General features: G+C 68.1%; 25 protein-coding genes. 12 read left to right on the top strand and 13 right to left on the bottom strand.

Features of this window, described 5'->3' with window-relative positions; all coding sequences use genetic code 11:
• Window positions 1-5: 5 nt before the first annotated feature.
• Together GBB76_RS01735 and GBB76_RS01730 are read right to left on the bottom strand one after the other, a co-directional pair.
• Window positions 6-1037 carry an ABC transporter substrate-binding protein gene (locus GBB76_RS01735; protein ID WP_152301694.1) on the bottom strand — a complete coding sequence of 344 codons (1032 nt, stop codon included), beginning with the start codon at window positions 1035-1037 and terminating at the stop codon, window positions 6-8.
• Window positions 1034-1567: a DUF3280 domain-containing protein gene (locus tag GBB76_RS01730; RefSeq protein WP_246669000.1), complete on the bottom strand. Its 534-nt coding sequence runs from the start codon at window positions 1565-1567 to the stop codon at window positions 1034-1036. Before GBB76_RS01730 ends, GBB76_RS01735 begins: the two co-directional genes overlap by 4 nt.
• A gap of 268 nt (window positions 1568-1835) precedes the next feature.
• Here GBB76_RS01730 and GBB76_RS01725 point away from each other — a divergent pair, with 268 nt between their 5' ends.
• The 6 genes from GBB76_RS01725 to GBB76_RS01700 all read left to right on the top strand — a co-directional run bounded on the left by GBB76_RS01725 (window position 1836) and on the right by GBB76_RS01700 (window position 7037).
• The gene (locus tag GBB76_RS01725; RefSeq protein ID WP_152301692.1) at window positions 1836-3095 is read left to right on the top strand and encodes an ABC transporter substrate-binding protein; all 1260 of its coding nucleotides are present in this window, start codon (window positions 1836-1838) and stop codon (window positions 3093-3095) included.
• 35 nt (window positions 3096-3130) lie between these two features.
• On the top strand, window positions 3131-4117 hold the full coding sequence (locus tag GBB76_RS01720) for a PQQ-dependent catabolism-associated beta-propeller protein (protein WP_152301691.1): 987 nt from the start codon (window positions 3131-3133) through the stop codon (window positions 4115-4117).
• A gap of 41 nt (window positions 4118-4158) precedes the next feature.
• Window positions 4159-4584 carry a copper-binding protein gene (locus tag GBB76_RS01715; protein ID WP_152301690.1) on the top strand — a complete coding sequence of 142 codons (426 nt, stop codon included), beginning with the start codon at window positions 4159-4161 and terminating at the stop codon, window positions 4582-4584.
• Window positions 4585-4689: 105 nt separating this feature from the next.
• Complete coding sequence (locus GBB76_RS01710; protein ID WP_152301689.1) at window positions 4690-5487, top strand: ABC transporter ATP-binding protein; 798 nt, start codon at window positions 4690-4692, stop codon at window positions 5485-5487.
• On the top strand, window positions 5484-6323 hold the full coding sequence (locus GBB76_RS01705; protein WP_202911147.1) for an ABC transporter permease: 840 nt from the start codon (window positions 5484-5486) through the stop codon (window positions 6321-6323). The genes GBB76_RS01710 and GBB76_RS01705 overlap by 4 nt, the downstream gene beginning before the upstream one ends.
• Window positions 6324-6386: 63 nt before the next feature.
• Window positions 6387-7037 (top strand): hypothetical protein, encoded by a 651-nt coding sequence (locus GBB76_RS01700; protein WP_152301688.1) that lies wholly within the window; start codon window positions 6387-6389, stop codon window positions 7035-7037.
• Between the two features lie 6 nt (window positions 7038-7043).
• On the opposite strand, the gene GBB76_RS01695 is transcribed toward GBB76_RS01700, so the two are convergent.
• The 8 genes from GBB76_RS01695 to GBB76_RS01660 form a co-directional block, all read right to left on the bottom strand.
• Complete coding sequence (locus GBB76_RS01695; protein WP_152301687.1) at window positions 7044-7634, bottom strand: HXXEE domain-containing protein; 591 nt, start codon at window positions 7632-7634, stop codon at window positions 7044-7046.
• Between the two features lie 64 nt (window positions 7635-7698).
• Entirely contained in the window at window positions 7699-8286 is a 588-nt protein-coding gene (locus GBB76_RS01690; RefSeq protein WP_152301686.1) for a PQQ-dependent catabolism-associated CXXCW motif protein, read from the bottom strand.
• An 18-nt stretch (window positions 8287-8304) separates the two neighbouring features.
• Window positions 8305-9180 carry a substrate-binding domain-containing protein gene (locus GBB76_RS01685; RefSeq protein ID WP_371717033.1) on the bottom strand — a complete coding sequence of 292 codons (876 nt, stop codon included), beginning with the start codon at window positions 9178-9180 and terminating at the stop codon, window positions 8305-8307.
• A 28-nt stretch (window positions 9181-9208) separates the two neighbouring features.
• The gene (locus tag GBB76_RS01680; RefSeq protein WP_152301684.1) at window positions 9209-9802 is read right to left on the bottom strand and encodes a c-type cytochrome, methanol metabolism-related; all 594 of its coding nucleotides are present in this window, start codon (window positions 9800-9802) and stop codon (window positions 9209-9211) included.
• A gap of 217 nt (window positions 9803-10019) precedes the next feature.
• The gene (gene xoxF5, locus GBB76_RS01675) at window positions 10020-11825 is read right to left on the bottom strand and encodes a lanthanide-dependent methanol dehydrogenase XoxF5 (protein WP_152301683.1); all 1806 of its coding nucleotides are present in this window, start codon (window positions 11823-11825) and stop codon (window positions 10020-10022) included.
• A gap of 371 nt (window positions 11826-12196) precedes the next feature.
• Window positions 12197-13150: a quinoprotein relay system zinc metallohydrolase 2 gene (locus tag GBB76_RS01670; RefSeq protein ID WP_152301682.1), complete on the bottom strand. Its 954-nt coding sequence runs from the start codon at window positions 13148-13150 to the stop codon at window positions 12197-12199.
• Window positions 13151-13228: 78 nt separating this feature from the next.
• The gene (locus tag GBB76_RS01665) at window positions 13229-13633 is read right to left on the bottom strand and encodes a cytochrome c family protein (protein WP_152301681.1); all 405 of its coding nucleotides are present in this window, start codon (window positions 13631-13633) and stop codon (window positions 13229-13231) included.
• A 189-nt stretch (window positions 13634-13822) separates the two neighbouring features.
• Window positions 13823-14728, bottom strand: a complete 906-nt coding sequence (locus GBB76_RS01660; protein WP_246668999.1) for a hypothetical protein — start codon at window positions 14726-14728, stop codon at window positions 13823-13825.
• A 187-nt stretch (window positions 14729-14915) separates the two neighbouring features.
• Here GBB76_RS01660 and GBB76_RS01655 point away from each other — a divergent pair, with 187 nt between their 5' ends.
• The 3 genes from GBB76_RS01655 (at window position 14916) to GBB76_RS01645 (ending at window position 16641) form a co-directional block, all read left to right on the top strand.
• Entirely contained in the window at window positions 14916-15641 is a 726-nt protein-coding gene (locus tag GBB76_RS01655) for a carbonic anhydrase (protein WP_152301680.1), read from the top strand.
• Between the two features lie 161 nt (window positions 15642-15802).
• Window positions 15803-16159: a metalloregulator ArsR/SmtB family transcription factor gene (locus GBB76_RS01650; protein ID WP_152301679.1), complete on the top strand. Its 357-nt coding sequence runs from the start codon at window positions 15803-15805 to the stop codon at window positions 16157-16159.
• Window positions 16156-16641: an SRPBCC family protein gene (locus GBB76_RS01645; protein WP_152301678.1), complete on the top strand. Its 486-nt coding sequence runs from the start codon at window positions 16156-16158 to the stop codon at window positions 16639-16641. Before GBB76_RS01650 ends, GBB76_RS01645 begins: the two co-directional genes overlap by 4 nt.
• Window positions 16642-16662: 21 nt before the next feature.
• Here the strand turns inward: GBB76_RS01645 and tam are convergent, their stop codons facing one another.
• The gene (gene tam, locus GBB76_RS01640; RefSeq protein WP_152301677.1) at window positions 16663-17445 is read right to left on the bottom strand and encodes a trans-aconitate 2-methyltransferase; all 783 of its coding nucleotides are present in this window, start codon (window positions 17443-17445) and stop codon (window positions 16663-16665) included.
• Window positions 17446-17613: 168 nt separating this feature from the next.
• On the opposite strand from tam, the gene GBB76_RS01635 reads away from it, so the two are divergent.
• The 3 genes from GBB76_RS01635 to GBB76_RS01625 are packed head-to-tail and all read left to right on the top strand — an operon-like array spanning window position 17614 to window position 19225.
• On the top strand, window positions 17614-18030 hold the full coding sequence (locus GBB76_RS01635) for an ester cyclase (RefSeq protein ID WP_152301676.1): 417 nt from the start codon (window positions 17614-17616) through the stop codon (window positions 18028-18030).
• A 9-nt stretch (window positions 18031-18039) separates the two neighbouring features.
• Window positions 18040-18705 carry a TetR/AcrR family transcriptional regulator gene (locus GBB76_RS01630; protein WP_152301675.1) on the top strand — a complete coding sequence of 222 codons (666 nt, stop codon included), beginning with the start codon at window positions 18040-18042 and terminating at the stop codon, window positions 18703-18705.
• 40 nt (window positions 18706-18745) lie between these two features.
• Complete coding sequence (locus GBB76_RS01625) at window positions 18746-19225, top strand: c-type cytochrome (RefSeq protein ID WP_246668998.1); 480 nt, start codon at window positions 18746-18748, stop codon at window positions 19223-19225.
• Between the two features lie 90 nt (window positions 19226-19315).
• On the opposite strand, the gene GBB76_RS01620 is transcribed toward GBB76_RS01625, so the two are convergent.
• Both GBB76_RS01620 and GBB76_RS01615 read right to left on the bottom strand, forming a co-directional pair.
• Window positions 19316-19627: a DUF6481 family protein gene (locus GBB76_RS01620; protein ID WP_152301673.1), complete on the bottom strand. Its 312-nt coding sequence runs from the start codon at window positions 19625-19627 to the stop codon at window positions 19316-19318.
• A 31-nt stretch (window positions 19628-19658) separates the two neighbouring features.
• A complete protein-coding gene (locus GBB76_RS01615; protein WP_152301672.1) occupies window positions 19659-23342 on the bottom strand; it encodes a PAS domain S-box protein in 3684 nt (1227 codons plus the stop codon).
• Between the last annotated feature and the right edge of the window lie 91 nt (window positions 23343-23433).

Raw genomic sequence — 23433 nt, 5'->3', positions numbered from 1 at the left:
CGGCCTCACTCGCCCACGGGGCCGAACAGCGAGCGGTCGAATCCGGGATTCGGCCCGACGAGTTCCGGCCCGCCGATCTGCGCCAGCACGTCGTAGAGTTTCGCGCAGGAGGCGCGCCCGGCTTCGCCGAAGGTGCCGGGAATGCCGGCGCGGTAATAGTCGCGCAGCCGCGCGAACTCGGCATCGTCGCCGGCCTGCATCAGCGGGCGCAGGCGCTCCCACGCGGCGTTGTCGGTCGCCAGCACCCGGTTCGCGGACGCCGCCGCGCGCAGGAAGGCGGAGATCGCCCCTCCCCGCTCGGTCATGACGGCGTTGCGCCAGATGAAGCCGACCAGCGGCGGCGTGGGGTCGATGCCCAGCCCGCGCACGATCTCCTTCACGTCGAGCAGCCGGCGGAAGCCGCGCGCATCGAGCCGCGCCGCATAGGGCCAGAAGGTGAGCACGGCATCGACGCGGCCGAGCGCGAGCTGCTCGCTGACCAGAGGCGCGGCGCCGAACACCGGCTCGGCGGCCTCGGCGAGATCGGTGCCGGCCTGCGCCTTGTAATAGGCCCGCAGCAGCAGCCAGCTCTTGTCGAGCGCGCCGCCAGCGACGCCGATCTTGCGGCCCTTGAGGTCGGCGAGCCCCTTCACCGGGCCATCGGCCGCGACCATGAGCGCGCCGAGCGCGTTGGAGAATGGGGCGAAGCGCATGCGCTCGCCGTCCTGCGTGCGGCGCAGCGCCCACAGCCAGTCGCTGACGATAAGGTCGATGTCGCCCGCCTGAAGCGCAACCGTCGTCGCCTGCCCGCCGGCGAAGTCGACGCTTTCCAGCGCCAGCCCCTCGCGCGTGTCGAAGCCCTCGGCGCGGATGGTCTCCAGCAGCCAGTTGAGCGTGCCGAATTTCAGCGTGCCGACGCGCAGCCGCCAGGAAGGCGCGCCGGGTGCGGCCTCCTGCGCCGCGCCGGGCAACGGCAGGCAGGCGAGGCCCGCCAGACCGGCGGCCCCGGCCAGCAGCCGGCGGCGCGAGAGGGCGGCGGAGGTGAAGGCGGTCTTCATGGCGCGGCTTTCCCGGTCGGCGGCGGATCGAGCAGGCGATTGCGCACGAGATAGGACACGCCGCGCAGCCAGGATTCATCGGTGTTGTTGCGGATGTCAGCGCTGCCGGCGCGCAGCACCTGCCCGGTCTCCACGTCGCGGATCTGGAAGTTGATGTTGAGGATGAGGTTGGAGACCTTCTGTACCAGCCCGATCACCTCGATGTTGGCGCCGATATCCCGGGCGATCGGCAGTTCGCAGCCATTGCAGTTGCGAAACGGCGTGGCGTCCTCGATGCGCGCCTTCGCCGGCGCCAGATCGACGATGTCGTAGCCGGCGGCGGCCATGCGCCGCTTCACCTCGTCGGTGATGAGCGCGAGCCGGCGCATCTCCTCCGGCTTCGGGCCGCGAATGTCGACCTCGCTGCTGGTGTCGAGCAGTTCGAAGTCGAACACCGCCACGCGCGTCGCCGCCCCCGCCTCGCCGGCAAGGACGCAGAGGCCAAGCGCGGCTGCCAGCATCAGGCCGACACGATTCACGGGTTTCGTCACGCTTCGCCTCCAGCGATCGGGCATTCTTCACCCTGCGCCAATCATATCGCCGGAATGTTCTCCCGCAAGTGACCGGGAAAAAGTTCCCGATTGCAATACATGTGCTAAGCTTCGAATAACAGGGACGTTACATTTTCTTATTAGTTTCTTATACTCGCAATTTTATTGAATGCTTGTTTCCGATTGCGTAGAGTTTTCCCACGGCACCTGAGAAAAGTTCCGAAGACACTGTCCCGGACAACAACACCAGCCGTGGGATGGACGACCAATGAGATGGATGGCAAGCGTCGCGGCAGCGGCGCTGATCGCGGCGGGTTGTGCAAGCCTGGCTCCCCTGCCCGCCCGCGCGCAGGATGCGGGCACGAGCGCGCCTGCCGTAACGTCACCGCCGCCGCTGGCGGCTAAGCCGGCGGCCGCGATCGCGCCCGAGCAGACTTTCCGCATCGGGGTGGTGCGCCAGCTTCCCGTGCCGCCGCCCTGGATCGCCCCGCTGCAGATGCCCCCCGACGACCTTGGCCTCGCCGGCGCACAACTCGGCATCCGCGACAACCTCACCAGCGGACGCTTCCTCAAGCTCGACTACAAGCTGACGACCGAAACCGTGCCGACCGAGGGCGACCCGCTGCCGGCGGTGCAGAAGCTGGTCGACGCGGGCAACGGTTTCATCCTGCTCGACGTGCCGGCGGACCAGCTTGTGAAGATCGCCGACGCCTTCAAGGGGCAGAACGTCGTCTTCATCAATGTCGGCGCCAGCGACGACCGGCTGCGTCAGCAGGACTGCCGCGCCAACGTGTTCCACATCGCCCCCAGCCGGGCCATGCTGGCCGACGCCCTGGCCCAGTTCCTCGTCACCAAGCGCTGGCGCAACTGGTTCCTGATGGTCGGGCGCACCGACGGCGACAGGCTCTATGCCGAGGCCGTGCGGCGCTCGGCGAAGAAGTTCGGCGCCAAGATCGTCGCCGAGAAGACATGGGACTACGGCCCCGACGCGCGCGCCACCGCCCAGTCCGAGGTGCCGCGCGGCACCCAGGTGGGCGAGTACGACATGCTGGTCGTCGCCGACGAACTCGGCGAGTTCGGCGACATCCTGCCCTACAACACATGGCTGTCGCGCCCCATCGCCGGCACGCAGGGGCTTATGCCGCTGTCCTGGCACCCGACCATGGAGAACTGGGGCGCCTCGCAGCTCCAGAGCCGCTTCTTCAAGCAGTCCAAGCGCCTGATGCAGCCGCTCGACTTCCAGATGTGGCAGGGCGTGTTCGCGGTCGGCTCGGCCAGCCTCAAGACCCGCAACAGCGACCCCGCCAAGGTGACGGCACAGATGCTCTCGCCGGATTACGACCTGCCGGTGTTCAAGGGCGTCGCCGCCTCGTTCCGCGACTGGGATCACCAGTTGCGCCAGCCGATCCTGCTCACCCACGCCACCAACACGGTGACGCTCTCCCCGCAGGCCGGCTTCCTGCACCAGACGTCGCCGCTCGACACGCTCGGCTTCGACCGGCCTGAGTCGGCCTGCAAGTTCCAATAGATTCAATAAAATCAAATAATTGCCAGGAGGAAACGATGAAACGTCCGATCATGCTGTCGACCGGCATCGCCGCCCTCGCGGGGCTGCTGCTGGTCGACGCCCTGCCCGCCGAAGCCAGCCCGCGCGCCTTCGTCACCAATGAGCGCGATCACACGATGACCGTGCTCGACATGGAGACGCTGAAGGTCATTGACACGATCAAGACCGGCCGGCGTCCGCGCGGCATCATCGCCAGCCCGGACGGCAAGCTGATCTATGTCTGCGCCTCGGACGACAACCGCGTCGAGGTCTATGACGCCGCCACGCTCAAGCTGGTCAAGACGCTGCGCTCGGGTCCCGACCCGGAACTGTTCGTGCTGCACCCGTCGGGCAACCCGCTCTACATCGCCAACGAAGACGACAACATGGTCACGGTGGTGAATGTCGAGAACAACGAGCTGGTCGCCGAAATCCCGGTCGGCGTCGAGCCGGAAGGCATGGGCATCAGCCCGGACGGCAAGTTCATGGTCAACACGTCCGAGACGACCAACATGGCGCATGTGGTCGACACCTCGAACAACGAGATCATCGAGAACATCCTCGTCGATTCCCGCCCCCGCATCGCCGAATTCTCCAAGGACGGCAAGCAGCTCTGGGTCTCCGCCGAGGTCGGCGGCACGGTCGCGGTGGTCGACCCCTCCAACTGGCAGATCATCAAGAAGATCTCCTTCAAGATCCCCGGCGTGACCGACGACGCGATCCAGCCGGTCGGCGTGCGCATCACCAAGGACGGCTCCAAGGCCTATGTGGCGCTCGGCCCGGCCAACCGCGTCGCGGTGGTGAACGCCAAGACGCTCGAGGTCGAGAAGTACCTGCTGGTCGGCCAGCGCGTCTGGCAGCTCGGCTTCACGCCGGACGAGAAGTTCCTGCTCTCGACCAACGGCAACTCGAACGACATCTCGGTCATCGACGTCGCCAACGACAAAGTCACCAAGTCCGTCACTGTCGGCCGCGCCCCCTGGGGCGTCGTCGTGGTGCCGTAGGCCAACAAGACAAATCGCACAGCCAATTCGGAGGAACCGCCATGAAGAAACACATCATTCTCGCCACTGCCGCGACGCTCGCCCTTTCGGGCCTCGCCTATGCCAAGGGCGACCTGACGCTCAAGCCGGTCGAACTTGAAGAGCTCACCGTCGGTACCGGCAATTCCGGCTTCGGCGTCTCGCAGACGAAGTACGAGCTGGAGACCGGCAAGTCCTACTCGCTGACCGTGAAGTCGACCGGCAAGAAGGAATGCGCCTGGCAGTCGCCCGGCCTGTTCCAGAACATCTTCCTGCGCAAGGTCGAGGCTGGCGGCATGGAGATCAAGGCCATCCACCTCACCGAGCTGGAGTTCGAGGAGGAAGGCGAGGCCGAGATGTTCTTCGTGCCGATCAAGCCGGGCACCTATCCCTGGTACTGCAAGGGCATGGAAGAGCGCGGCATGAAGGGCGAATTCATCGTGAAGTGACAGACGTCCGCGTTTGGACAGCCTAATCTCCTCGTGACACTGTCCCCGGCAGCCGCCGGGGACTTTTCTTCTCTCGACGCGGAAGGCGCCATGACGGGAGATGCCATGACCACCCCGCCGCACGAGGGCGCGCCCGCCGCCGCTCCGGCTCCCGCGGCACTCGCGGTACGCCACGTCACCCATGAGTTCGGGACGCGCAAGGCGCTGGACGATGTGAGCCTCACGGTTCCCGCCGGCAGCTTCACCGCCCTGCTGGGCCCCAATGGCGCCGGCAAGACCACCCTTTTCTCGCTCGTGACACGGCTCTACGACAACCGCAGCGGCGCCATCGACGTGCTGGGCCGCGACGTGCGGCGCGAGCCGGCCGCCGCTCTGAGCGCGCTCGGCGTCGTCTTCCAGGCACGCACGCTGGACCTTGAGCTTTCGGTCCTCGAAAACCTGCTCTATCACGCCGCGCTGCACGGCATCGGCTTCGCCGCCGGCCGGCGACGGGCGCTCGAACTGCTCGACGTGGACGGCCTCGCCGACCGCGCGCGCGACAAGGTGCGCAATCTCTCCGGCGGCCAGATGCGGCGGGTCGAGATCGTGCGCGCGCTGATCCACCGTCCGCGCCTCCTCCTTCTCGACGAGCCGACCGTCGGCCTCGACATCGCCTCGCGCGCCGCGCTGGTGGCGCTGGTGCGCCGGCTGGTGGCGCAGGAATCGCTCGGCGTGCTGTGGGCCACCCACATCATCGAGGAGATCGCGCCCGGCGACCGCGTGGTCGTGCTGCACCGGGGCCGCGTGCGTGCCGATGGCACCTATGAGGACATTCTCGCGCAGGCGGATGCGACGGAACTGGGCGCCGCCTTCCTGAAGCTGGTCGGGGATGGCGGCGACACGGCCGCGGAGGCCGCCGCATGAGCGTGCCCGGCCGTTTCCGCCTGCCGCTGTCAGGCTATCTTGTCGTGCTCGTCGGCATCTGCTGGCGCGAAGGGCTGCGCTTCCTCAACCAGCGCGGCCGCTTTCTCTCGGCGCTGGTGCGCCCGCTGGTATGGCTGTTCATCTTCGCCGCCGGCTTCCGCTCGGTGCTCGGCGTTTCCATCATCCCGCCCTATGACACCTATGTCCTCTACGAGGTCTATGTGACGCCCGGGCTGGTGGCGATGATCCAGCTTTTCAACGGGCTGCAATCCTCGCTCTCCATGGTCTATGACCGCGAGGTCGGGGCGATGCGCATCCTGCTGGTGAGTCCCTATCCGCGCTGGTTCCTGCTGGTCTCCAAGCTGACGGCCGGCATCTGCGTGTCGCTATTGCAGGTCTACGCCTTCCTCGCCGTCGCCTGGTTCTGGGAGGTGGAACTGCCGCCCATCGGCTATTTCACCGTGCTGCCCGCCCTGATGCTCACCGGGCTGATGCTGGGCGCCATGGGGCTGCTGATGTCCTCGCTGTTCCGGCAGATGGAGAACTTCGCCAGCGTGATGAACTTCGTCATCTTCCCCATGTTCTTCGCCTCCTCCGCGCTCTACCCGCTCTGGCGGGTGCAGGAGAGCAGCCTGGCGCTGTGGTGGATCTGCACGCTGAACCCCTTCACCTATGCGGTCGAGGTGATCCGCTTCGCGCTCTACGGCCAGTTCGAGCCCTTCTCGGCGCTCGTGGTCGCGGGCTGCGCGCTGGTGTTCCTCGGCGCCTCGATCCTGGCGTATGATCCTTCCGCCGGAGTGATGGCCCGCCGCGGCGGGCCGGAGAACGCCAAATAGACGAACCGGCCAGACACCAAAGAGCGCCGCAGAGCGCCCGAACGAAGACCCGAGGAAGAGCCCATGCCCAGCACCACCGCTCCCGCGACCTCGCCCGCGACGTCGTTCCGAACCCTCCGCATCGCCGTGCCCCTGCTGCTGCTGTCCTGCGCCCCGGCGCTGGCGGCCGCCCCGGCGGGCGGCCTGTGGCCGTGCATCCAGCGAAAGGTGCCGGTGCTCGCGGCCGGCCAGATGTGGTCGGGCCCCGCCATCGAGAACCTGAACTGGCAGGACGACCGCGACGTCGCCGCGCTGGTGCCGGTGCTGGTGGCCCAGCGCACGCCGATCGAGGACGCGACGCAGCAGGTGGAAGCCTTCGCGCAGAAGGCCGGCGCCGAGCGCAAGCCGCGCCTGACCCTGCTGTTCGCCGGCGTGTTCGACCAGATCAACGCCCGGCGCAGCCGCATCATGAACGGCATCGAGCGCTACTCGCAGCACCAGATCGAGCTGTCGAAGCGGATCAAGGAGGAGAGCCTCGCCCTCGCCAAGGCCAAGAAGGCCGCGCAGAACGATGAGGACAAGGCCAAGGCCACGGAGATGGAACAGCAGCTGCTGTGGGACACCCGGATCTACGACGCGCGCAACCAGGCGGTGACGGCGGTGTGCGAGAGCCCGGTGCTGCTGGAGCAGCGCGCCTTCTCGCTGGCACGGACGATCCAGAACGTGATGGAGTGAACCGGCCTAGCCGGCCAGTCGCCGCAGGCGCAGGGCCACATGGGCCACGATGGCGAGGTGCAGCAGCACCGCGCCGGCGAGCCCTGCGGCGTGGAAACGCCAGCCGACCTCCGGCTCCATGCCGATCACGATCAGGGTCGCGAGGCTGAGCGGCAGGAAGAGCGCCACCGCCGTCGCCAGCCCCGGATTGTAGACCCCGAGCCGGACGCGCGCGCCCAGATGGGTGAGCGCGTTGACCAGCATGGCGTAGGGCGCGACGAGGCCATAGCCGGCGCCCCATGCCAGCGCCGCGTAGAGCGCGGCGAGATTGATCAGCCACACCGCGCCGACATTGATCACCAGCACGGCCGGGGTGGAGAGCCCCTCCCGCCCGCCGAACACCCGCGCATTGGCGAAGCGGCGGAAGCGGTCGCCGGTATGTTCCTCGACCTGATGGATCATGTAGCCGGGGCTGTGCAGGAAGAGCAGCAGCAGCGGCAGCGGGGCCAGCGCGGCCAGCAGCGGCGTCGCCGCGAGCAGCGCCGCAGCCATGAAGCCGGCCCCCGCCACCCAGTGGCCGGCCAGCCAGTTCCTCAACGATAGCAGACGCCCGTTCATGCCGGGAGCATACACGTTTAGCGGTGTGGGGCGCGGGCGCGGACCATCGGGAGGGGCGGGCCGCCTATTCCAGCGGCGTCGCCTTTTCCAGCGGCAGGCCGGCCTTCGCCCAGCCGTCGCTGCCGGCGGGATACCAGATCACATTGGTATAGCCGTACTCGCCCTGCGCGCGGCGCGCGGCGTTCCAGCTCATCCAGCAATCCGTCAGGCAGTAGAAGACCAGCGCCGCGTCGCGCCGCCCTTCGGTGAGGGCGCCGAGCCGGTCGCGGAAATAGGCGTTCATCTCCGGGCTGAGCGCGCCATAGCCGACATTGGCGAGCCACACGCTGCCGGGCAGATGGTCGCGCGGCTTGTCGCGCCAGATGGTGCCGGCAGGGAGATTTGCCGGCTTCACGTCGCGCGGCATCACGTCGACGAACAGCGCCGCCTTCTCGCGCCACAGCCGCTCGGCCTCGCCGGTGTCGATCACCCGCACCCCGCGCAGCGTCGCCGGAGTGGGTGCGCGAAAACTGTCCATGCGGTAGCCGTCGGGCTCCGGCACCGCCGCCTCGCCCCGGCCCGACGTCGGCGCGAAGGCGAACAGGACGGCGGCGAGCCCCGCCATGCCGAGCCAGGCGAGGCGGCTGAGCGACGGTTCGGGCCGTTTGCTCATCGCCGCCTCCCCGTTCGCTCAAGGCGCCTGTTCGATCGGCCGGTCCTGGCCGTCGAGCAGCGGCACGCCATAGTCGAGCAGGATGCGGTTGATGGCGCCCTGCTCCTCCTTGATGAAGGCGTTGAGCTGGTGCTTCCAGTTCAGCTCGCCCGGCCGGATTCCGAAGGTGATGCGGTAGACGAGCGAGGGGTCGCCCTTCTCCTTCACCAACGGCGTGACGGCCAGTTCCACCGGCGACTTGCCGGCGTAGTAGCCGCCGATCGGGCCCCAGAGAATGCCGGCGTCGATCTCGCCGGAATCGATGTCGGCGATCATCGTCTCGGCGGGGTTCTCGTAGCGTCGGTCGACCATCATCGCATAGGGCTTGGCCAGCGGCATGAGCCCGTTGCGGGTGAGCAGGTCGCCCGGCGGCGAGCCGGCCACGACGCCGATCCGGCGCCCCTTGAGGCGTGGATCCTCCAGCGTATCGACATCGGCGAGGTCGCCGCTCTTCTTGGTGACCAGCACCCACGCCGAACGGTAATAGGCATTGGTGTTGAGCACAGGGTCGCCGCCGGCGACATAGCCCATCACCACGTCGCAGCGCTTGGCGCCCAGGGTCATCCGGTAGAAGCCGGTCGCCTGCGGGAACCAGGTGTAGTCGAGCGGCAGGCCCATCTTCTCGGCCATCAGCTCGGCGATCTTGTTCTCGAAGCCTTCGCCCTGCTCGTCGGTGAAGGGCATGTTGGCCGGGTCGGCGCAGACGCGCAGCGTCGAGCGGTCGACGAGATCGGCCACCTGCGCCGCTGCCGGAACGGCGCCCGGCAGCGCGGCGGCCACGAGAAGGGCGAGGAGCGCCGCCGTCGCGCCGCCTCCCCGCCGGCCCGCCGCATGGCGGGCGCTGCCGTTGGACACCCGCGCGGGCTTCACGCCCGGCGCGCGGTCAGCTCGGCCGTCCGAAGCACTGGTTCTCATTGGCTGTGTACGCCTTCGTCTTGTCTTCGCGCTTGCTCGGCCGCTCGCGTCCCAGAGCGCCGTCGGCGCGGGCCTTGAGGTAGACATAGAGGTCGTCGAGGTAGCACATGACGTTCTTGTTCTCGCCGAAGGCGGGCATCACCTGATCGGCCGTGCCGACGCCGACGTTCTGCTTGCCGTTGACGACGATTTCCATGAACTGCGCATAGGTCATGGTCTTGAGCGAGTTCGCCAGCGCCGGCGCATAGGACGAGCCCATGCCGTCCGGGCCGTGGCAGACATGGCATTCGGCGTGATAGCGGCGGTAGCCGGAATAGGTGTACCAGTCGAGGGTACCGTCGGTCCCGATGTTGTAGATCGGATCGCCATCCGGCAGCGTGTACTTGCCGAGTTCGTCCTTCTCCTTGGCGACCGGGGCGGCCGCCGTCGCTGCGGGCGCAGCCGCGTCCTGGGCCCGGGCGGGGACGGGCAGGACCAGCGCCGCCGCCAGCACAACAGCCGACACGCCGGCGGACGCCGGCAGGATGCCGGAAACAAGCCATCCGCGAACGGAATTCATCATGAAGCAGTCTCCTCAGGGGGCCTCGAGGGGGCCGTGTCCGCCGCAGGGGGCAGGCCAACCGCCCGCACGCTCCCGTTTCGGAATTGTTCTAAGATTCTCATAAGGCGCGAGTGCCGGAGACGGTGGGGCCTGGCTCACCGGTTTTCCCGGCGGCCAGGCCCCTTCCGCTACGTTGTCGAAATGGCGGGCTCCCGAGCGGGACGCCCGCCATCCGTTCTCAGTTCGGCAGAGTGAACACTGTGAGCTGACCACCGAGGTTGGTGTAGTTCGACAGGGCCGCATAGCCGCCCACCGCGCCGAGGCCGGCGTTCGGGTCGGTCAGGCCGGCCGCAAGGCCGATGCCCGCCCAGCCACCGACACCCGACAGGATGGCGATGTGCTGCTTGCCCTTGTGCTCATAGGTGGTGACGTTGCCGATGATGCCCGACGGGGTCTTGAACTTGTAGAGTTCCTTGCCCGTCTTGGCGTCGACCGCCTTCAGGTAGCCTTCGAGGGTGCCGTAGAACACCACGTCGCCGGCAGTGGCCAGAGCGCCCGACCACACCGAGAAGGGCTCGGGGAGCGACCAGACGATCTTGCCCTTGGTGTTGTCCCACGCGATGAAGTTGCCCATGCCGCCATGGCTGTTCGGGGCCGGGAACATCGAGAGGGTCGCACCGACATAGGGCTGGCCCGCGGTGTAGCTGACGCGGAACGGCTCGTAGTCCATGCAGACGTGGTTGGTGGGCACGTAGAACAGGTTGGTCTTGGGCGAGAAGGCCGCCGGCTGCTGGTCCTTGGTGCCCAGAGCCGCCGGGCAGATGCCCTTGGTGTTCACGTCCTCGCCCTGCGCCTGGGTCGAGTACTTGGACACCACCATCGGACGACCGAAGGTCTTGCTGTTGCGGTCCATGTCGACCTTGGTGGCCCAGTTCACGGCCGGGTCGAACTTCTCGGCGACGAGCAGTTCGCCGCTGACGCGATCGAGCGTGTAGCCGAAGCCGTTACGGTCGAAGTGGGTGAGCAGCTTGCGGGGCTGGCCGTTGAACTGCTGATCCGTGAGGATCATCTCGTTCACGCCGTCGAAGTCCCACTCGTCATGGGGGGTCATCTGGTAGACCCACTTGGCGACGCCGGTGTCGGCGTCACGCGCCCACACGGTCATCGACCACTTGTTGTCGCCGGGGCGCTGGGCCGGGTTCCAGGTCGAGGGGTTGCCCGAGCCGTAATAGACGAGGTTGGTCTCGGGATCGTAGGAGTACCAGCCCCAGGTGCAGCCGCCGCCGATCTTCCACTGATCGCCTTCCCAGGTCTTCAGCGAGGAGTCCTTGCCGACCGGCTTGCCGAGCTCGGTGGTCTTCTCCGGATCGACGAGGATCTCGCTGTCCGGGCCCATCGAGTAGCCGCGCCACACCTGCTTGCCGGTCTTGATGTCGTAAGCGGTGACGTGGCAGCGCACGCCGAACTCGCCGCCCGAGATACCGACGATGACCTTGTCCTTCACCGGCATGACGGTGGCGGTGTTGGTCTCGCCCTTCTTCGGGTCGCCGTTGACCATCGACCACTTCTTGGCGCCGGTCTTGGCGTCGAGCGCGACGAGGGTGGTGTCGGCCTGATGCAGGAAGATCGTGCCGTCGGCATAGGCAAGGCCGCGATTGACCGTATCGCAGCACATCACCGGGATGACGTTCGGGTCCTGCTTGGGCTCGTACTTCCAGATGATCCGGCCATCGTCGTTCAGGTCGAGGGCATAGACGATGTTCGGGAAGGGCGTGTGCACGTACATCACGTCGCCGATGACGAGCGGACCGCCCTCATGGCCACGCAGCACGCCGGTCGAGAAGGTCCAGGCCACCTGGAGCTTGCCGACGTTCCCGGCATTGATCTGGTCGAGCTTGGAATAACGGGTGTTGGCGTAATCGCCGGTCTGGATGCCCCATTGCTTGGGATCTTTGATGATCTTCGTCAGCCCATCATTGGCCGCTGCCGGCCAAGCGTAGGCCACCGCAGCAACCATCGTTGCCGCCGCAAGTATCTTGCGCATGCCTCTTCTCCTCCTGAACGATCCTCCGGGACCGATCATGCTGATCGACCCGTCGCGGCTTGTTTGCCGTTCTGACCTTTTTGTCCTCGGCAGCGTGTCACGACCGGCTGGGGGAGAGGCAGCCGGATCTCACGGGGGCATCCCGCCCCAAGCTGGCCTACGAACCGGATCGGGAACTTCTTCCCGAGCGCCGTTGAAGCCGAAGACACTAAGAGGCTAATCCGAATTGCAGGGGTTCGCAATAAGAACTCTTAGAGAACACGAACCTATTATGATTTCGCTGCAAGAGCGAAATAAAATACATTATACCAGACGGGATTACTTGGTTTTACCTCAGTCGGGCAGTTTGCACTTTTTGCAGTGCAGCATGGTCATTCCCATTCGAGCTCGTGATAGGCGGCAATGGCATTGCGCGCGTTGAACTCGTCGAACAGTGCCCATTCCTTGCCTTCGGCGGTGGCGACCAGCGCCGGCGCGTCGCCCATCGGGCGCCCTTCCGCGAGGATGCGGCGCACGTCGTCGCGCAGCAGCTGCAGATAGCGCCGCTCGGCCTCGGCCGCCTGCGGCCAGGCAACGCTGGCGGGGCCGTGGCCGGGCACGGCGCGGGTCGTCGGCAGGGCCGCGAGCGAATCGAGCAGCCTGAGCCAGCCCAGCAGGCTGCCGTCCAGCGTGGGGATATGGCCCACGAACAGCAGGTCGCCCATCACCCGCGTGCCGGTCGCCGAATCGAACACGGTCAGGTCGTTGTCGGTGTGGGCGGTCGGGTGCGCCACCAGTTCCAGCGGGCGGCCGCCGAGATCGAGAACGAGCCGGTCCTCGACGAGAAGGTCGGGCAGCACGATCGCCGTTCCCTCGGCCTCCGCGCCGAGAAGGCGCTGCGCCTGCGCGAGATAGGTTTCGGCGCGCTGGGAGAGCGCGCGCGGCAGCTTGTGATGGCCGACGAATCGCGTCCCCTCCCCTGCGAAGGCGGCGTTGCCGAGCGTATGGTCGGGGTGCATGTGGGTGTTGATGACGTAGCGCAGCGGCCGGTCGGTGACGGCGCGCACCGCCGCCTTGAGCCTGGCGCCGGCCAGCCGGCTGTTGCCGGTGTCGATCACCGCCGCCGCCTCGTCGCCGACGATCAGCGTCGCATTGGCGATCGCCCCGTCATTGTCGGGAGCGACCAGCGCATAGGGCGCGCGATAGACATGAACGCCCGGCGCCACCTGTTCGAGCGCGAGCGGCGCCGCGTCCGCCTGGGCGAAAGCGCGCGTGCCCGCTCCCGCCGTCAGGGCGGCACCGAGAGCGAGGAAACGGCGGCGATCCAGTCGGGGTGTGACCGGCATGGCGGACAAGGCGTCGGGCGCGGCGACCCGGCCGGGAGGGCGGGCCCGCCGACACCGGCGGGCCGCCGCGACAGGACGCTATTTCTTGGTGCCGTCGAGGTTGAACTGGCCGAGATAAGCCTCGAGATCGGCGCGGTCGGTCTCCTTCGGAAGACCGGCGAACACCATCTTCACGCCCGGCAGGTAGGCCTTCGGGTTCTCCAGATACTTGGAGAGCACCTCGGCGGTCCACACATCGCCCTTGGCGTTGTGCTCCTTGAGCGTGTCGGAATAGTTGAAGCCTTCGATGGAGCCCATCTTGCGGCCGATGATGCCGTTAAGCTCCGGGCCGACCTTGTTCTTGGCGCCCTCGCCGACCGCATGGCAGGCCATGCATTTCTTGAAGACATTGGCGCCCTTGGCGGGATCGCCGGCCGGGCTCTGCGCGAGCGCGGCGGAGGAGCCCAGCGCAAGCAGGGCGGCGGTGATGACGAAGCGGTTCATGGCGTCCTTCCGAGGCAGAGGTTCTATCCGGCACCGTCACGTGCGGCACCTTTTCGCGCGGCGCTGATGCCAGCACCCCGTTAGAATGATCCTAGATGGCGAAAGGTCCACCCCACACGATGCATTTCGTCGCGGGGGACAACAGGCGCGATTGCCCTGCCGGGCCTGCTCGATCGCCGTCCGTCCGGCTCAAGCGGGTGTCTCCGGCTCCCACAATTGCTCGACATGCACCATCTGCCAGGCCGCCCAGCGCTCGAACTCGGCGAGAAACGCCTCGCCCATGACGGCGAGACGCCCGCCCGGCGCGACGGCGAACCAGCCCCGCGCCTCGGCCTGCGTGAAGAGGCTGCCGACATGGGCCGGCGACACCGTGAACCTCTCCGCCAGCGCCCGCCGTCCGAGGGAAACGGCAGGCGGGACGCCCTCGACCGTCTCGGCATAGTGGCTGCCCACCACCGCCGCCAGCAGCGGGTAGCCGCAGTCGCGCAGGGTGAAATGCAGCACCGCGGGGAAGGCGTGCAGCAGCGTGCCGTTCGCCAGCACATAGGCGGCCGAGCGGCTGATCAGGCCGCCCAGGCGGTCGGGATCGGCGAGTTCCCCGGCGCGGCCGGGACAGCGGCCCTCGATCCGGTCCGCTGCCGCCATGAAGAGACGCAGCGAGCGCCCGATCTCGGCGATGACCAGCGGCGTCGGCCGCAGCAGCGTGGCGCGCCGGTCGGCAGAATCGGTCTCCACCTCCACCAGCCGGCCGGCCTTGAGCGCGGCGACGAAGCCGGCCGTGTGCCGCGGGCTGGCCCCCGAGGCCCTCTGCAGGGCGGCGAGCGTCGGCGCCGGGCCCCCGCCCTCGTGCCAGGCGTAGTAGTTGTGGATCAGCATGTAGCAGACGAGGTAGCGCCCGAGCTGGTCGAACAGCTTGTAGTAGGGCCAGTCGAGCGTCGCGCCGGTCGCCATGCCGTGGCAATAGTGCGCCAACGCTGGCCGCAGGCGCGGATGGGCGAGCAGGCGCGCGGCCTCCGCGTCGAAGCCTGCCGGCAGCGCGGTCGCCGGCCGGTGCGTCGGGCCGGCGCCCGCCTCGCTCGCCTCTCGCCTCGGCACCCGTGCGGACCTTCGCTCAGATCGTTGCAAAGTTTGGGCTGGAACGCCCCCCGCCGACAGAAATACTGGGTGCGGGACGAAAAACGGAGGTATCCATGCGGGGCGCGCCGTGCGGCGATCCGGCGGCGCCCAACCTCGCCGCGTGCCGTCTCGCCGTCCAGAACAACCGACCCGAGAGGAAACCCGCATGTGCACCGACCATGAAAGCTTCGCCCTTTCCCGCCGCCGGGCGCTTGGCGCCGGCCTCGGCCTCGCCTCCACCGCCTTTCTGGGCGGCTTCGCCCTGCCCGCCTTCGCGCAGGAAGCCCTCGTGCCGCCGCCCAATGCGATCAGCCCCGACGAGGCGCTCAAGCGGCTGCTGGACGGCAATGCGCGCTATGTCGCCAACACGCCCGAGCAGAAGGACTTCTCGGCCGGCCGCGCGGCCCGGACCAAGGCGCAGTATCCCTTCGCCGGGCTGGTGAGCTGCGCCGATTCGCGCGTTTCCCCGGAACTCGCCTTCGATCAGGGGCCGGGCGAACTCTTCGTGGTGCGCGTCGCCGGCAACTTCGTGAACGATGACGGCCTGGCCAGCCTCGAATATGGCGTGAAGTTCCTCGGCGTGCCGCTGATCATGGTGCTCGGCCACACCAATTGCGGCGCGGTCGACGCCACCATCAAGGTGGTGAAGAACAATATCAGCCTGCCCGGCCATCTCGACGATCTGGTGAGCCATATCAAGCCGGCGGTCGAGATCGCGCTGAAGGAAAAGCCCGACAACCCGCTCGACGCGGCGATCATCGAGAATGTCCGCTACAACGTGACCGAGTTGAAGGGGGCGACGCCCATCATCTCGGAATCCGTCGAGAGCGGAAAAATCAAGGTCGTGGGCGGGCTCTACGACCTCGCCAGCGGAAAGATCAGCCTGATCTGACCCCCTCGCCGACGGCCCGGCGCCCGCCGGGCCGCGCGGCCCACCCTGCCCCGCCGGCCGGTTCCCACCGGCCGGCTTTCATTTCGCTAAACACTTAGGTGTTGACCTAAATGTTGTCTGCCGCTAGGTAAGACCGACTGGAACCTGGCACACGGCCCCTTATGCACACTCACGCTTCCGCCCCGCCCGCCTCCGCCATAGACGGCATCTTCCGCGCCCTCGCGGACCCGACCCGCCGGGACGTGGTGCAGCGCCTCACCGCGAAGCAGGCGTCGATGAGCGAGCTGGCGGCGCCGTACCGCATGGCGCTGCCCTCCTTCCTCGAACATATGAAGGTGCTGGAAGGGTGCGGGCTGGTGCGCTCGCGCAAGGTCGGCCGGGTGCGGACCTACCAGCTGGAGACGGCCCAGCTGAAGGTCGCCGAGGACTGGCTCGGTCGCCAGCGGACGCTGTGGGAACAGCGGCTCGACCGGCTCGACAGCTATCTGCTTTCCATGAAAGAGGAGACGCCCGAATGACCTTCCCGCTTGCTGCGTTCGATCCCCGCTACGATCTCAAGCTGGAGCGCGAGATCGACGTCCCCGTCGACCTCGTGTGGAAGGCGTGGACGACGCCGGCCCATCTCAGGCAATGGTTCGTTCCCAGGCCCTGGACGATCGCCGACTGCGAGATCGACCTGCGCCCCGGCGGCATCTTCCGCACGGTGATGCGCTCGCCCGAGGGCGAGGAGCACGACAATGCCGGCTGCTATCTCGACGTGGTGCGACACGAGCGGCTGGTGTTCACCGACACGCTGCTGCCCGGCTTCCGCCCGGCGCCCAAGCCCTTCTTCACCGGCGCGCTGCTGCTGGCGCCCTCGGGCGGCGGCACGCGCTACACCGCACTCGCCATCCATGGCGACGCGGCCACTCGCGACTCGCATGAGAAGATGGGCTTCCACGACGGCTGGGGCACGGTCGCGACCCAGATGGTTGACTACATCAAGTCCGGCGCACTCTGAGCCCGCAAGGGCCGCGCCGCCTCAACCGGGGCGGCGCGCCACGATGAACAGGCGCGGGAAGCGCAGCAGCAGCGTCCCGCCCTCGTGGTGTTCGTAGCGCGCGTCGATCCGCTCGACATAGGCGCTCACGAAGGCCTCGCGCTCGCCCGCGTCGAGCCGGTCGAGATAGGGCTTCAGCCCCGTGCTCTTGAACCATTCGGCGATGGCCGGCGCGCCCGCCATCGGGTGCACATAGGTGGTGCGCCAGATGTCCACCGCGCAGCCGGCGGCGCGCAGCCAGCGGTAATAGTCGTCGAAGGAGCCGATATCGGCCTTGGCGTCCTTGGCGCCGCGCAGCTTCGGCGCCCAGTCGCCGACCTCGGCGATCTCGCGCATGGTGGCATGCGAGGGCTCGTCGAAATTGTCGGGCATCTGCACCGCCAGGCAGCCGCCCGGTGCCAGCGCGCCGGCAAGGCGCGGCAGCAGCCGCTCATGATCGGGCAGCCATTGCAGCACGGCATTGGCGAAGACGAGATCATAGGCGCGCGCCGGCTGCCAATTCGCAATGTCGCCGAGATGGAAGACAAGGCCCGGCAGGCGCCTGCGGGCCTTTTCCAGCATGTCCGGCGAGGAATCGAGCCCCTCCACCGCCGCCTCGGGATAACGCGCCGCGACCAGTTCGGTGCTGTTGCCGGGACCGCAGCCAATGTCGATGGCGGCGGCAGGCGCGGCGAGCGGCACCCGCGCCAGCAGGTCGGCGGAAGGACGCGTGCGCTCCTCCTCGAACTTCAGATATTGCGCGGCGCTCCAGTCATTCGCGGTCATCGGCGCACTCCCTGTCCGGCGGAAATCCAGCCCTAGCACGGCGCACCGCAGTGACGTCAACGGCCGAACGCAACGTCGCAACCGACGGGTTCACCTAATTGACATGCACGTCCCTTAATGAGACATAAGTCTCAACTTGATCCATACGTGTCATCACGAGAAGCCATCATGACCCTGACCGCCGCCTTCATGGACGCGAAGATCAACGAGCATTTCACCTTCGAGGCCAATGACGATGTGGAGGGCGTCCTCTCGACCCTCACCCCCGATTGCGAGCACGACGTGGTCGGCTGGCCGCACGGCCCCTCCTTCGGCCATGAGCCGACGCGCGGCTTTTACGAGACGCTGTTCGCCGACCTCGCCGATGGCCGCGCCACGCCGATCCGCCGCATGTATGGCGAGAACTTCCTCGTCGACGAGACGCTGTGGAGCGGGCGCGCGGTGGGCCGCCCCTTCGGCATGGAGGGCCGCGGGCGCCCGCTCGAATTCCGCATGCTGCACGTGATCGAATTCGCGCCGTCCGGTAATATCCGCCGCGAGCAGGTGTGGCTCGACGTCGCCGCCATCCTGCGCCAGCTTTCCTGAGGCGCGGAGATGGCGGACACCAAGCCGCGCGAGCGGACGAACCAGCATTACCGCACCCGGAAAGACCTTCTCGCCGCCGCCGCGCGGCTGATGAAGGAGGGGCGCAAGCCGTCGCTGGAGGCCGTGGCGGAGGATGCGCGGGTCTCGCGCGCCACCGCCTATCGCTACTTCCCCAATCTCGAAGTGATGCTGGCCGAAGCCTCCGTGCACATCGCCATGCCGGAAGTGTCGGGCCTGTTCGAGGGCGACGAGTCGACAGACCCGACGGCACGTGCGCTGAAGGCCGAGGAGGCCCTGCACCGCGTCACCTACGACAACGAGCCGGCGCTGCGGGTGATGCTCGCCTCGTCGGTGCTGGTGGAGACACGGGGCCTGCCCGTGCGCCAGAACCGTCGCCTGCCGCTGATCGAGGCGGCGCTGGCCCCCGCCCGCGAGCGGATGACGCCCGAGGATTACCAGCGCCTGTGCGGGGCGCTCAGCCTGATCTTCGGGCCAGAGGCGATGATCGTCTTCAAGGACGTGCTGCGTATCGACGACGACGCGGCACGGGATGTGAAGGTGTGGGCTGTTCGAGCGCTCGTCCGGGCGGCGCTTGACGGTTCGCACGACGTGCCTGAGGACGTGCAGAACAAGGTGCAGGAACAGCGTCGACCGCCGGCGGGACCGGCGCTCTGACGATCGTCAACTGGGGGAGTAACCACACATGAAAAGGAACGTGCTTGCGACACTGCTTGCCCTCACGGCCGGTCTGGCGGGACTTCCCGCCTCAGGCCATGCGGATGTGAAGCGGGGCGAATATCTCGCCATGATCATGGATTGCGGCGGCTGCCACACGCCCGGCATCATGCTCGGCAAGCCGGACTTCGCCCGCTCGCTGAGCGGGGGCGATGTCGGCTTCCAGATACCCGGGCTCGGCGTGTTCTTCCCGCCCAACCTCACGCCCGACGACGCGACCGGGCTGGGGAAATGGAGCAAGGCCGACATCATCAAGGCCGTGACCAAGGGCGAGCGTCCCGACGGACGCATGCTCGCCCCGGCCATGCCCTGGCACTCCTACGGCCGGCTGACCGCGAAGGATGCCGACGCGCTGGCGGGCTATCTGAAGTCGCTCAAGCCGATCTCGAACAAGGTGCCGGCGATTTCCGGCCCGAACGAGAAGCCGGGCGGGCTCTACCTGACGGTCGCCCAGCCCTGAGCATCGGAACGACGCCACGCTCTTGCCGGTCGGGCGACACCGCCTGACCGGTAAAGTTTCGTAGCTGCCTGATCTCGTGGCGGCGGGCGGTCAGTCGACGGCGCGGCCGGTGCGCAGCTTGCGGGCGGCGTAGCGGGCGTCGCGGCGGGCCTTGGCATCGGCCTCGTTCTTGGCGATGTGCTCGGCGGCGGCCTCGATGCGCTGGCGCTCCTGCGCCGCATCGGCCTCCTGACGCTCCACGCGGCGCGCGGACCGGGCCTCGTCGATGGCCCGGCGCTCGGCGGCGCGGGCGAGAACGGCGGGATCGTCCGCCGCGGGGCGGCTGGCGAGCCGGGCGAGCATGCGCTCGCGGGCAGCGTTGGCGGTCTTCTGGCGATCCTGGAAGCTGTCGATATTTTTCATGGCCGACCTGTACCGGCCTTCCCGCGCGCTTTCAACCCGGCGGCGCCCCCGGACGGTCCTGACCTTCGATGATCTCGCGGATGCGCTTGGCCAGCGCGTCCATCGAGAACGGCTTGGTGATCATCGCCATGCCCGGCTCGAGAAAGCCGGAGGCCAGCGCCGCGTTCTCGGCATAGCCGGTCATGAACAGCACCTTGAGGCCCGGCCGCGCGAGGCGCCCGCCTTCGGCGACCTGCCGCCCGTTGAGCCCGGGCAAGCCGATATCGGTGATCAGCAGGTCGATGCGCCGGCCGGACTGGAGAATCTCCAGCCCCCGGTGGCCGTCGCCCGCCTCGATGGCGCGATAGCCGAATTCGCCGAGAATCTCGACGATCAGGCCGCGCACGACCGGCTCGTCCTCGACGACGAGAACGACCTCGCCCGCTTCCGAGCCCTGCGTCGCGCCGGCCTCAGAAGCCGGATCCTCGGCCTCCTCATCATCCCCCCGGTAGCGCGGCAGGTAGAGCTTGACCGTCGTACCCTGCCCGACCTCCGAATAGATGCGCGCATAGCCCTCGGACTGGCGGGTGAAGCCGTAGATCATCGAAAGGCCGAGCCCCGTTCCCTGCCCGATCGGCTTGGTGGTGAAGAAGGGCTCGAAGGCCCGGGCGATGACCTCCCGGCTCATGCCGATGCCGGTATCGGTGACGCAGATGCACACATATTGTCCCGGCTTCACGTCGCGCTGGCGCGCGGCGTAGCGGCTGTCGAGATGAGCGTTGCAGGTCTCGATGGTGAGCTTGCCGCCCTGGGGCATGGCATCGCGCGCATTGATCGCGAGATTGAGGATCGCGCTCTCAAGCTGGTTGGGATCGCACCGGGTCAGCCACAGGCCGCCGGCAAGCACCAGTTCGAGTTCGATGCGCTCGCCGAGCGTGCGCCTGAGCATGTCCTCCAGCGAGGCGATCAGCGGATTGGCGCGCACCGGACGCGGGTCGAGCGGCTGACGGCGGGAGAAGGCCAGCAGGCGATGGGTGAGCGCCGCCGCGCGGTCGGCCGAGGCCTTGGCTCCCGCCAGCCACCGCGTCAGGTCGTCGAGGCGGCCCTGCGCGAGCCGGCTCGTCAGTATGTCGAGGCTGCCCGAGATGCCTTGCAGCAGATTGTTGAAGTCATGCGCGATGCCGCCGGTAAGCTGGCCGACGGCCTCCATCTTCTGGCTTTGGCGCAGCGCGTCCTCGACCGCGCGCTGCTCGGTGATGTCGCGCCCGACGGCGTGGATGCGGCCATTGTCCGGCACCGCGCTCCAGGCGAGCAGCCGGAACTCGTCCGATTTGGTGCGGTAGCGATTCTCGAAGGCGAAGGTGGTGACGCCGGTCGACGAGCGCGCCAGCTCGCCCATGCTGGCCTCGACATCGTCCGGGTGCAGGAACTCGATCACCTCCCGGCCCACCATCTCGGCCTCGTCCCAGCCGAGCAGGCGCTGGGCGGACGGATTGACGGCGGTGATCACGCCCCGGAAATCGCAGACCAGCATCAGGTCCTGGCTGATCGTCCAGAGCCGGTCGCGGTCCTGCGCATAGGCCTCCTCGGTCCGCTTCTGCGCATCGATCTCGGTGTTGGTGCCGATCCAGGCGGTGATCGTGCCCCGTGCATCGAGCAGCGGGACGGCGCGGGCGAGATGCCAGCGATAGCCGCCATTGGCGTCGCGCAGGCGGAACTCGACCTCGTAGGTCCGGCCCGAGGCGAGCGCGGCCTGCCATCGCTCCACCGCCAGAGGCAGGTCGTCGGGATGAACGAGGTCCGTCCAGCCGGCGCCGTCGAGGCTGCCGCGCGCGGCATCGGAATAGGCGTAGATCTGGTCGTTGAACCAGTCGAGCCCGCCATCGGCGCGGGCGGTCCAGACCTGGTTGGGCATGTTCTGCGCCAGCGCACTGAACTGCGCCTCGCTCTTCTCCAGCGCCGACTGGATGCGCCGGCGCTCGGTCACGTCCTGCACCGCGCCGACCATGCGCACCGGCGCGCCGGTATCGTCGCGCTCATATTCGGCCTTGCGGGCGACGATGCGCAGTTCGCCGTCGTCCTGCCGGCGGACCCGGTACTCGACGTCGAGCAGGGCCTCCCCGGCGCGTCGGCGTGCCCCGTTGGAGATGATCTCGGCATCGTCCGGCAGCACCAGCTGCTCGACGACCGAGGCGGGAATCTCGGTGGCCGGGGCGATGCCGAAGATGCGGCAGAACTCGGGGGTGGCGCTGATGAGATTGGTGGCGATGTCGACCGAGAACAGGCCGACGCCGCCGGCCGTCTGCGCCCGGTGCAGGCGCTCCTCGCTCCGGCGGAGCGCCGCCTCGGCCCTGTACTCGTCGGTCCGGTCGCGGATGAGCTTGACGAAGCCGATCGGCGTGCCGGCTTCGTCGCGCAGGGGCGTCATCTCGCTCAGCCCCCAGAAGCGCGCCCCGGACTTCTTGAGGTGCCAGCGCGCGTCGACGGCGCGGCCATTGTCGAGCGCCTCGGCGCGCTTGGCCTCGGGGCGGCCGACCTCGCGATCCTCGGGCGTGAAGAACGCCGCGATCGGCTGGCCCAGCATTTCCGCCTCGGTCCAGCCCAGCATCTCGGCGGCGCCCCGGTTCCACAGGGTGATGCGTCCGTCGAGATCGGTGGCGACGATGCCGTAGTCCACCGCGCTGTCGAGAATCTGCCGGTGGTGCGCCTCGCGGGCGCGCATGACGCCTTCGGCGCCGGCGCGCTGGATATGCGCCCAGGAGCGCTCCGTGACCTCGCGGATGATCGCCAGCTCATCGTCAGACCAGCGATGGGGGCGCCTGTCGTGCACCGCCATCAGCGCCGTCAGCCGGCCCTGCTTGATCAGCGGCATGCAGACGGTGGCGGCGATGCCCATGGACTGGAACATCCGCGCCTCCTCCGCCGGCAGCTCGGCCGCGTTGTCGGCGATGACGAGCGGGTGCCCGGCGCGCAGTTCCTCCACCGCACGCCGGCCGAAATCGGCCAGGCGGTAGTGGCCGACGATGGAGGGCGAGCCTTCCGCATGCCAGTTGCCGCGAATGGTGAAGCCGTCCTCGTCCTCGTCCATGTCGGCGTAGGCGCAGTTGGACGTGCCGATGTGCTGCGCCGTCATCTGCGTGGTGACGGCGAGGATGTCGTCGGCGTTGCGGCTGTCGGCCACCGCGCGGCCGAGCGAATCGAGGAAGCGCAGCTTGGCTTCGCTCGCCTCCAGCGCCACGCGGGTGCGATGGGCCTCGGTGACTTCGACCACGACGGCGATCACCCCGGCGGGCCGCCCGTCGTCGCCGGCGACCGGGGAGTAGTCGAGATTCAGCCAGACCTGCTCGGGATGGCCGTCGCGATGCAGGGTCAGGGGAAAGTCGCGGTAGCTCAGCGTGCCGCCGGACAGCCCCACCCGCATGACGTTGTCGTTGAAATCGGCGACTTCCGCCCAGCCCTCGCGCACATTGGCGCCCAGCAGCCGGCTGTCACGACCGCCGGAGAAACCCGAATAGGCGTCGTTGTAGATCATCACCCCGGCCTCGCCCCATAGCAGGACGAGAGGTACCGGGGAGGCCAGCATCAGGGAGACCGTGTTGCGCAGGCTCGGCGGCCAAGCCTCGATCGGGCCGATCGGCGTGGACATCCAGCGATGGCCGGCAATCCGGCGCGCCATCTCGCTGTCGACGGCAAGAAAGGCGTGTCCGGCAGTGTCGATGCGGTGGTGCGGCCCCATTCACTTCCCCCGGGCCACCCAATGCCCAAACGCCGCCGATGCAGAGGCATCCAAGCTGCGTGAACGCGTGAACCGGCCAGAGGTTCCACGC

Source organism: Ancylobacter sp. TS-1, from assembly GCF_009223885.1.
Lineage (GTDB): Bacteria > Pseudomonadota > Alphaproteobacteria > Rhizobiales > Xanthobacteraceae > Ancylobacter.
Note: the sequence above shows the minus strand (reverse complement) of the source record. Positions and strands in the feature narration are given on the sequence as shown.

Excerpts from the sequence above, each read along its gene's own strand:
- GBB76_RS01735 (WP_152301694.1), bottom strand. The coding sequence starts at position 1,037 with ATGAAGACCGCCTTCACCTCCGCCGCCCTCTCGCGCCGCCGGCTGCTG.
- GBB76_RS01725 (WP_152301692.1), top strand. The coding sequence starts at position 1,836 with ATGAGATGGATGGCAAGCGTCGCGGCAGCGGCGCTGATCGCGGCGGGT.
- GBB76_RS01720 (WP_152301691.1), top strand. The coding sequence starts at position 3,131 with ATGAAACGTCCGATCATGCTGTCGACCGGCATCGCCGCCCTCGCGGGG.
- GBB76_RS01715 (WP_152301690.1), top strand. The coding sequence starts at position 4,159 with ATGAAGAAACACATCATTCTCGCCACTGCCGCGACGCTCGCCCTTTCG.
- GBB76_RS01710 (WP_152301689.1), top strand. The coding sequence starts at position 4,690 with ATGACCACCCCGCCGCACGAGGGCGCGCCCGCCGCCGCTCCGGCTCCC.
- GBB76_RS01705 (WP_202911147.1), top strand. The coding sequence starts at position 5,484 with ATGAGCGTGCCCGGCCGTTTCCGCCTGCCGCTGTCAGGCTATCTTGTC.
- GBB76_RS01700 (WP_152301688.1), top strand. The coding sequence starts at position 6,387 with ATGCCCAGCACCACCGCTCCCGCGACCTCGCCCGCGACGTCGTTCCGA.
- GBB76_RS01695 (WP_152301687.1), bottom strand. The coding sequence starts at position 7,634 with ATGAACGGGCGTCTGCTATCGTTGAGGAACTGGCTGGCCGGCCACTGG.
- GBB76_RS01690 (WP_152301686.1), bottom strand. The coding sequence starts at position 8,286 with ATGAGCAAACGGCCCGAACCGTCGCTCAGCCGCCTCGCCTGGCTCGGC.
- GBB76_RS01680 (WP_152301684.1), bottom strand. The coding sequence starts at position 9,802 with ATGATGAATTCCGTTCGCGGATGGCTTGTTTCCGGCATCCTGCCGGCG.
- xoxF5 (WP_152301683.1), bottom strand. The coding sequence starts at position 11,825 with ATGCGCAAGATACTTGCGGCGGCAACGATGGTTGCTGCGGTGGCCTAC.
- GBB76_RS01670 (WP_152301682.1), bottom strand. The coding sequence starts at position 13,150 with ATGCCGGTCACACCCCGACTGGATCGCCGCCGTTTCCTCGCTCTCGGT.
- GBB76_RS01665 (WP_152301681.1), bottom strand. The coding sequence starts at position 13,633 with ATGAACCGCTTCGTCATCACCGCCGCCCTGCTTGCGCTGGGCTCCTCC.
- GBB76_RS01655 (WP_152301680.1), top strand. The coding sequence starts at position 14,916 with ATGTGCACCGACCATGAAAGCTTCGCCCTTTCCCGCCGCCGGGCGCTT.
- GBB76_RS01650 (WP_152301679.1), top strand. The coding sequence starts at position 15,803 with ATGCACACTCACGCTTCCGCCCCGCCCGCCTCCGCCATAGACGGCATC.
- GBB76_RS01645 (WP_152301678.1), top strand. The coding sequence starts at position 16,156 with ATGACCTTCCCGCTTGCTGCGTTCGATCCCCGCTACGATCTCAAGCTG.
- tam (WP_152301677.1), bottom strand. The coding sequence starts at position 17,445 with ATGACCGCGAATGACTGGAGCGCCGCGCAATATCTGAAGTTCGAGGAG.
- GBB76_RS01635 (WP_152301676.1), top strand. The coding sequence starts at position 17,614 with ATGACCCTGACCGCCGCCTTCATGGACGCGAAGATCAACGAGCATTTC.
- GBB76_RS01630 (WP_152301675.1), top strand. The coding sequence starts at position 18,040 with ATGGCGGACACCAAGCCGCGCGAGCGGACGAACCAGCATTACCGCACC.
- GBB76_RS01620 (WP_152301673.1), bottom strand. The coding sequence starts at position 19,627 with ATGAAAAATATCGACAGCTTCCAGGATCGCCAGAAGACCGCCAACGCT.
- GBB76_RS01615 (WP_152301672.1), bottom strand. The coding sequence starts at position 23,342 with ATGGGGCCGCACCACCGCATCGACACTGCCGGACACGCCTTTCTTGCC.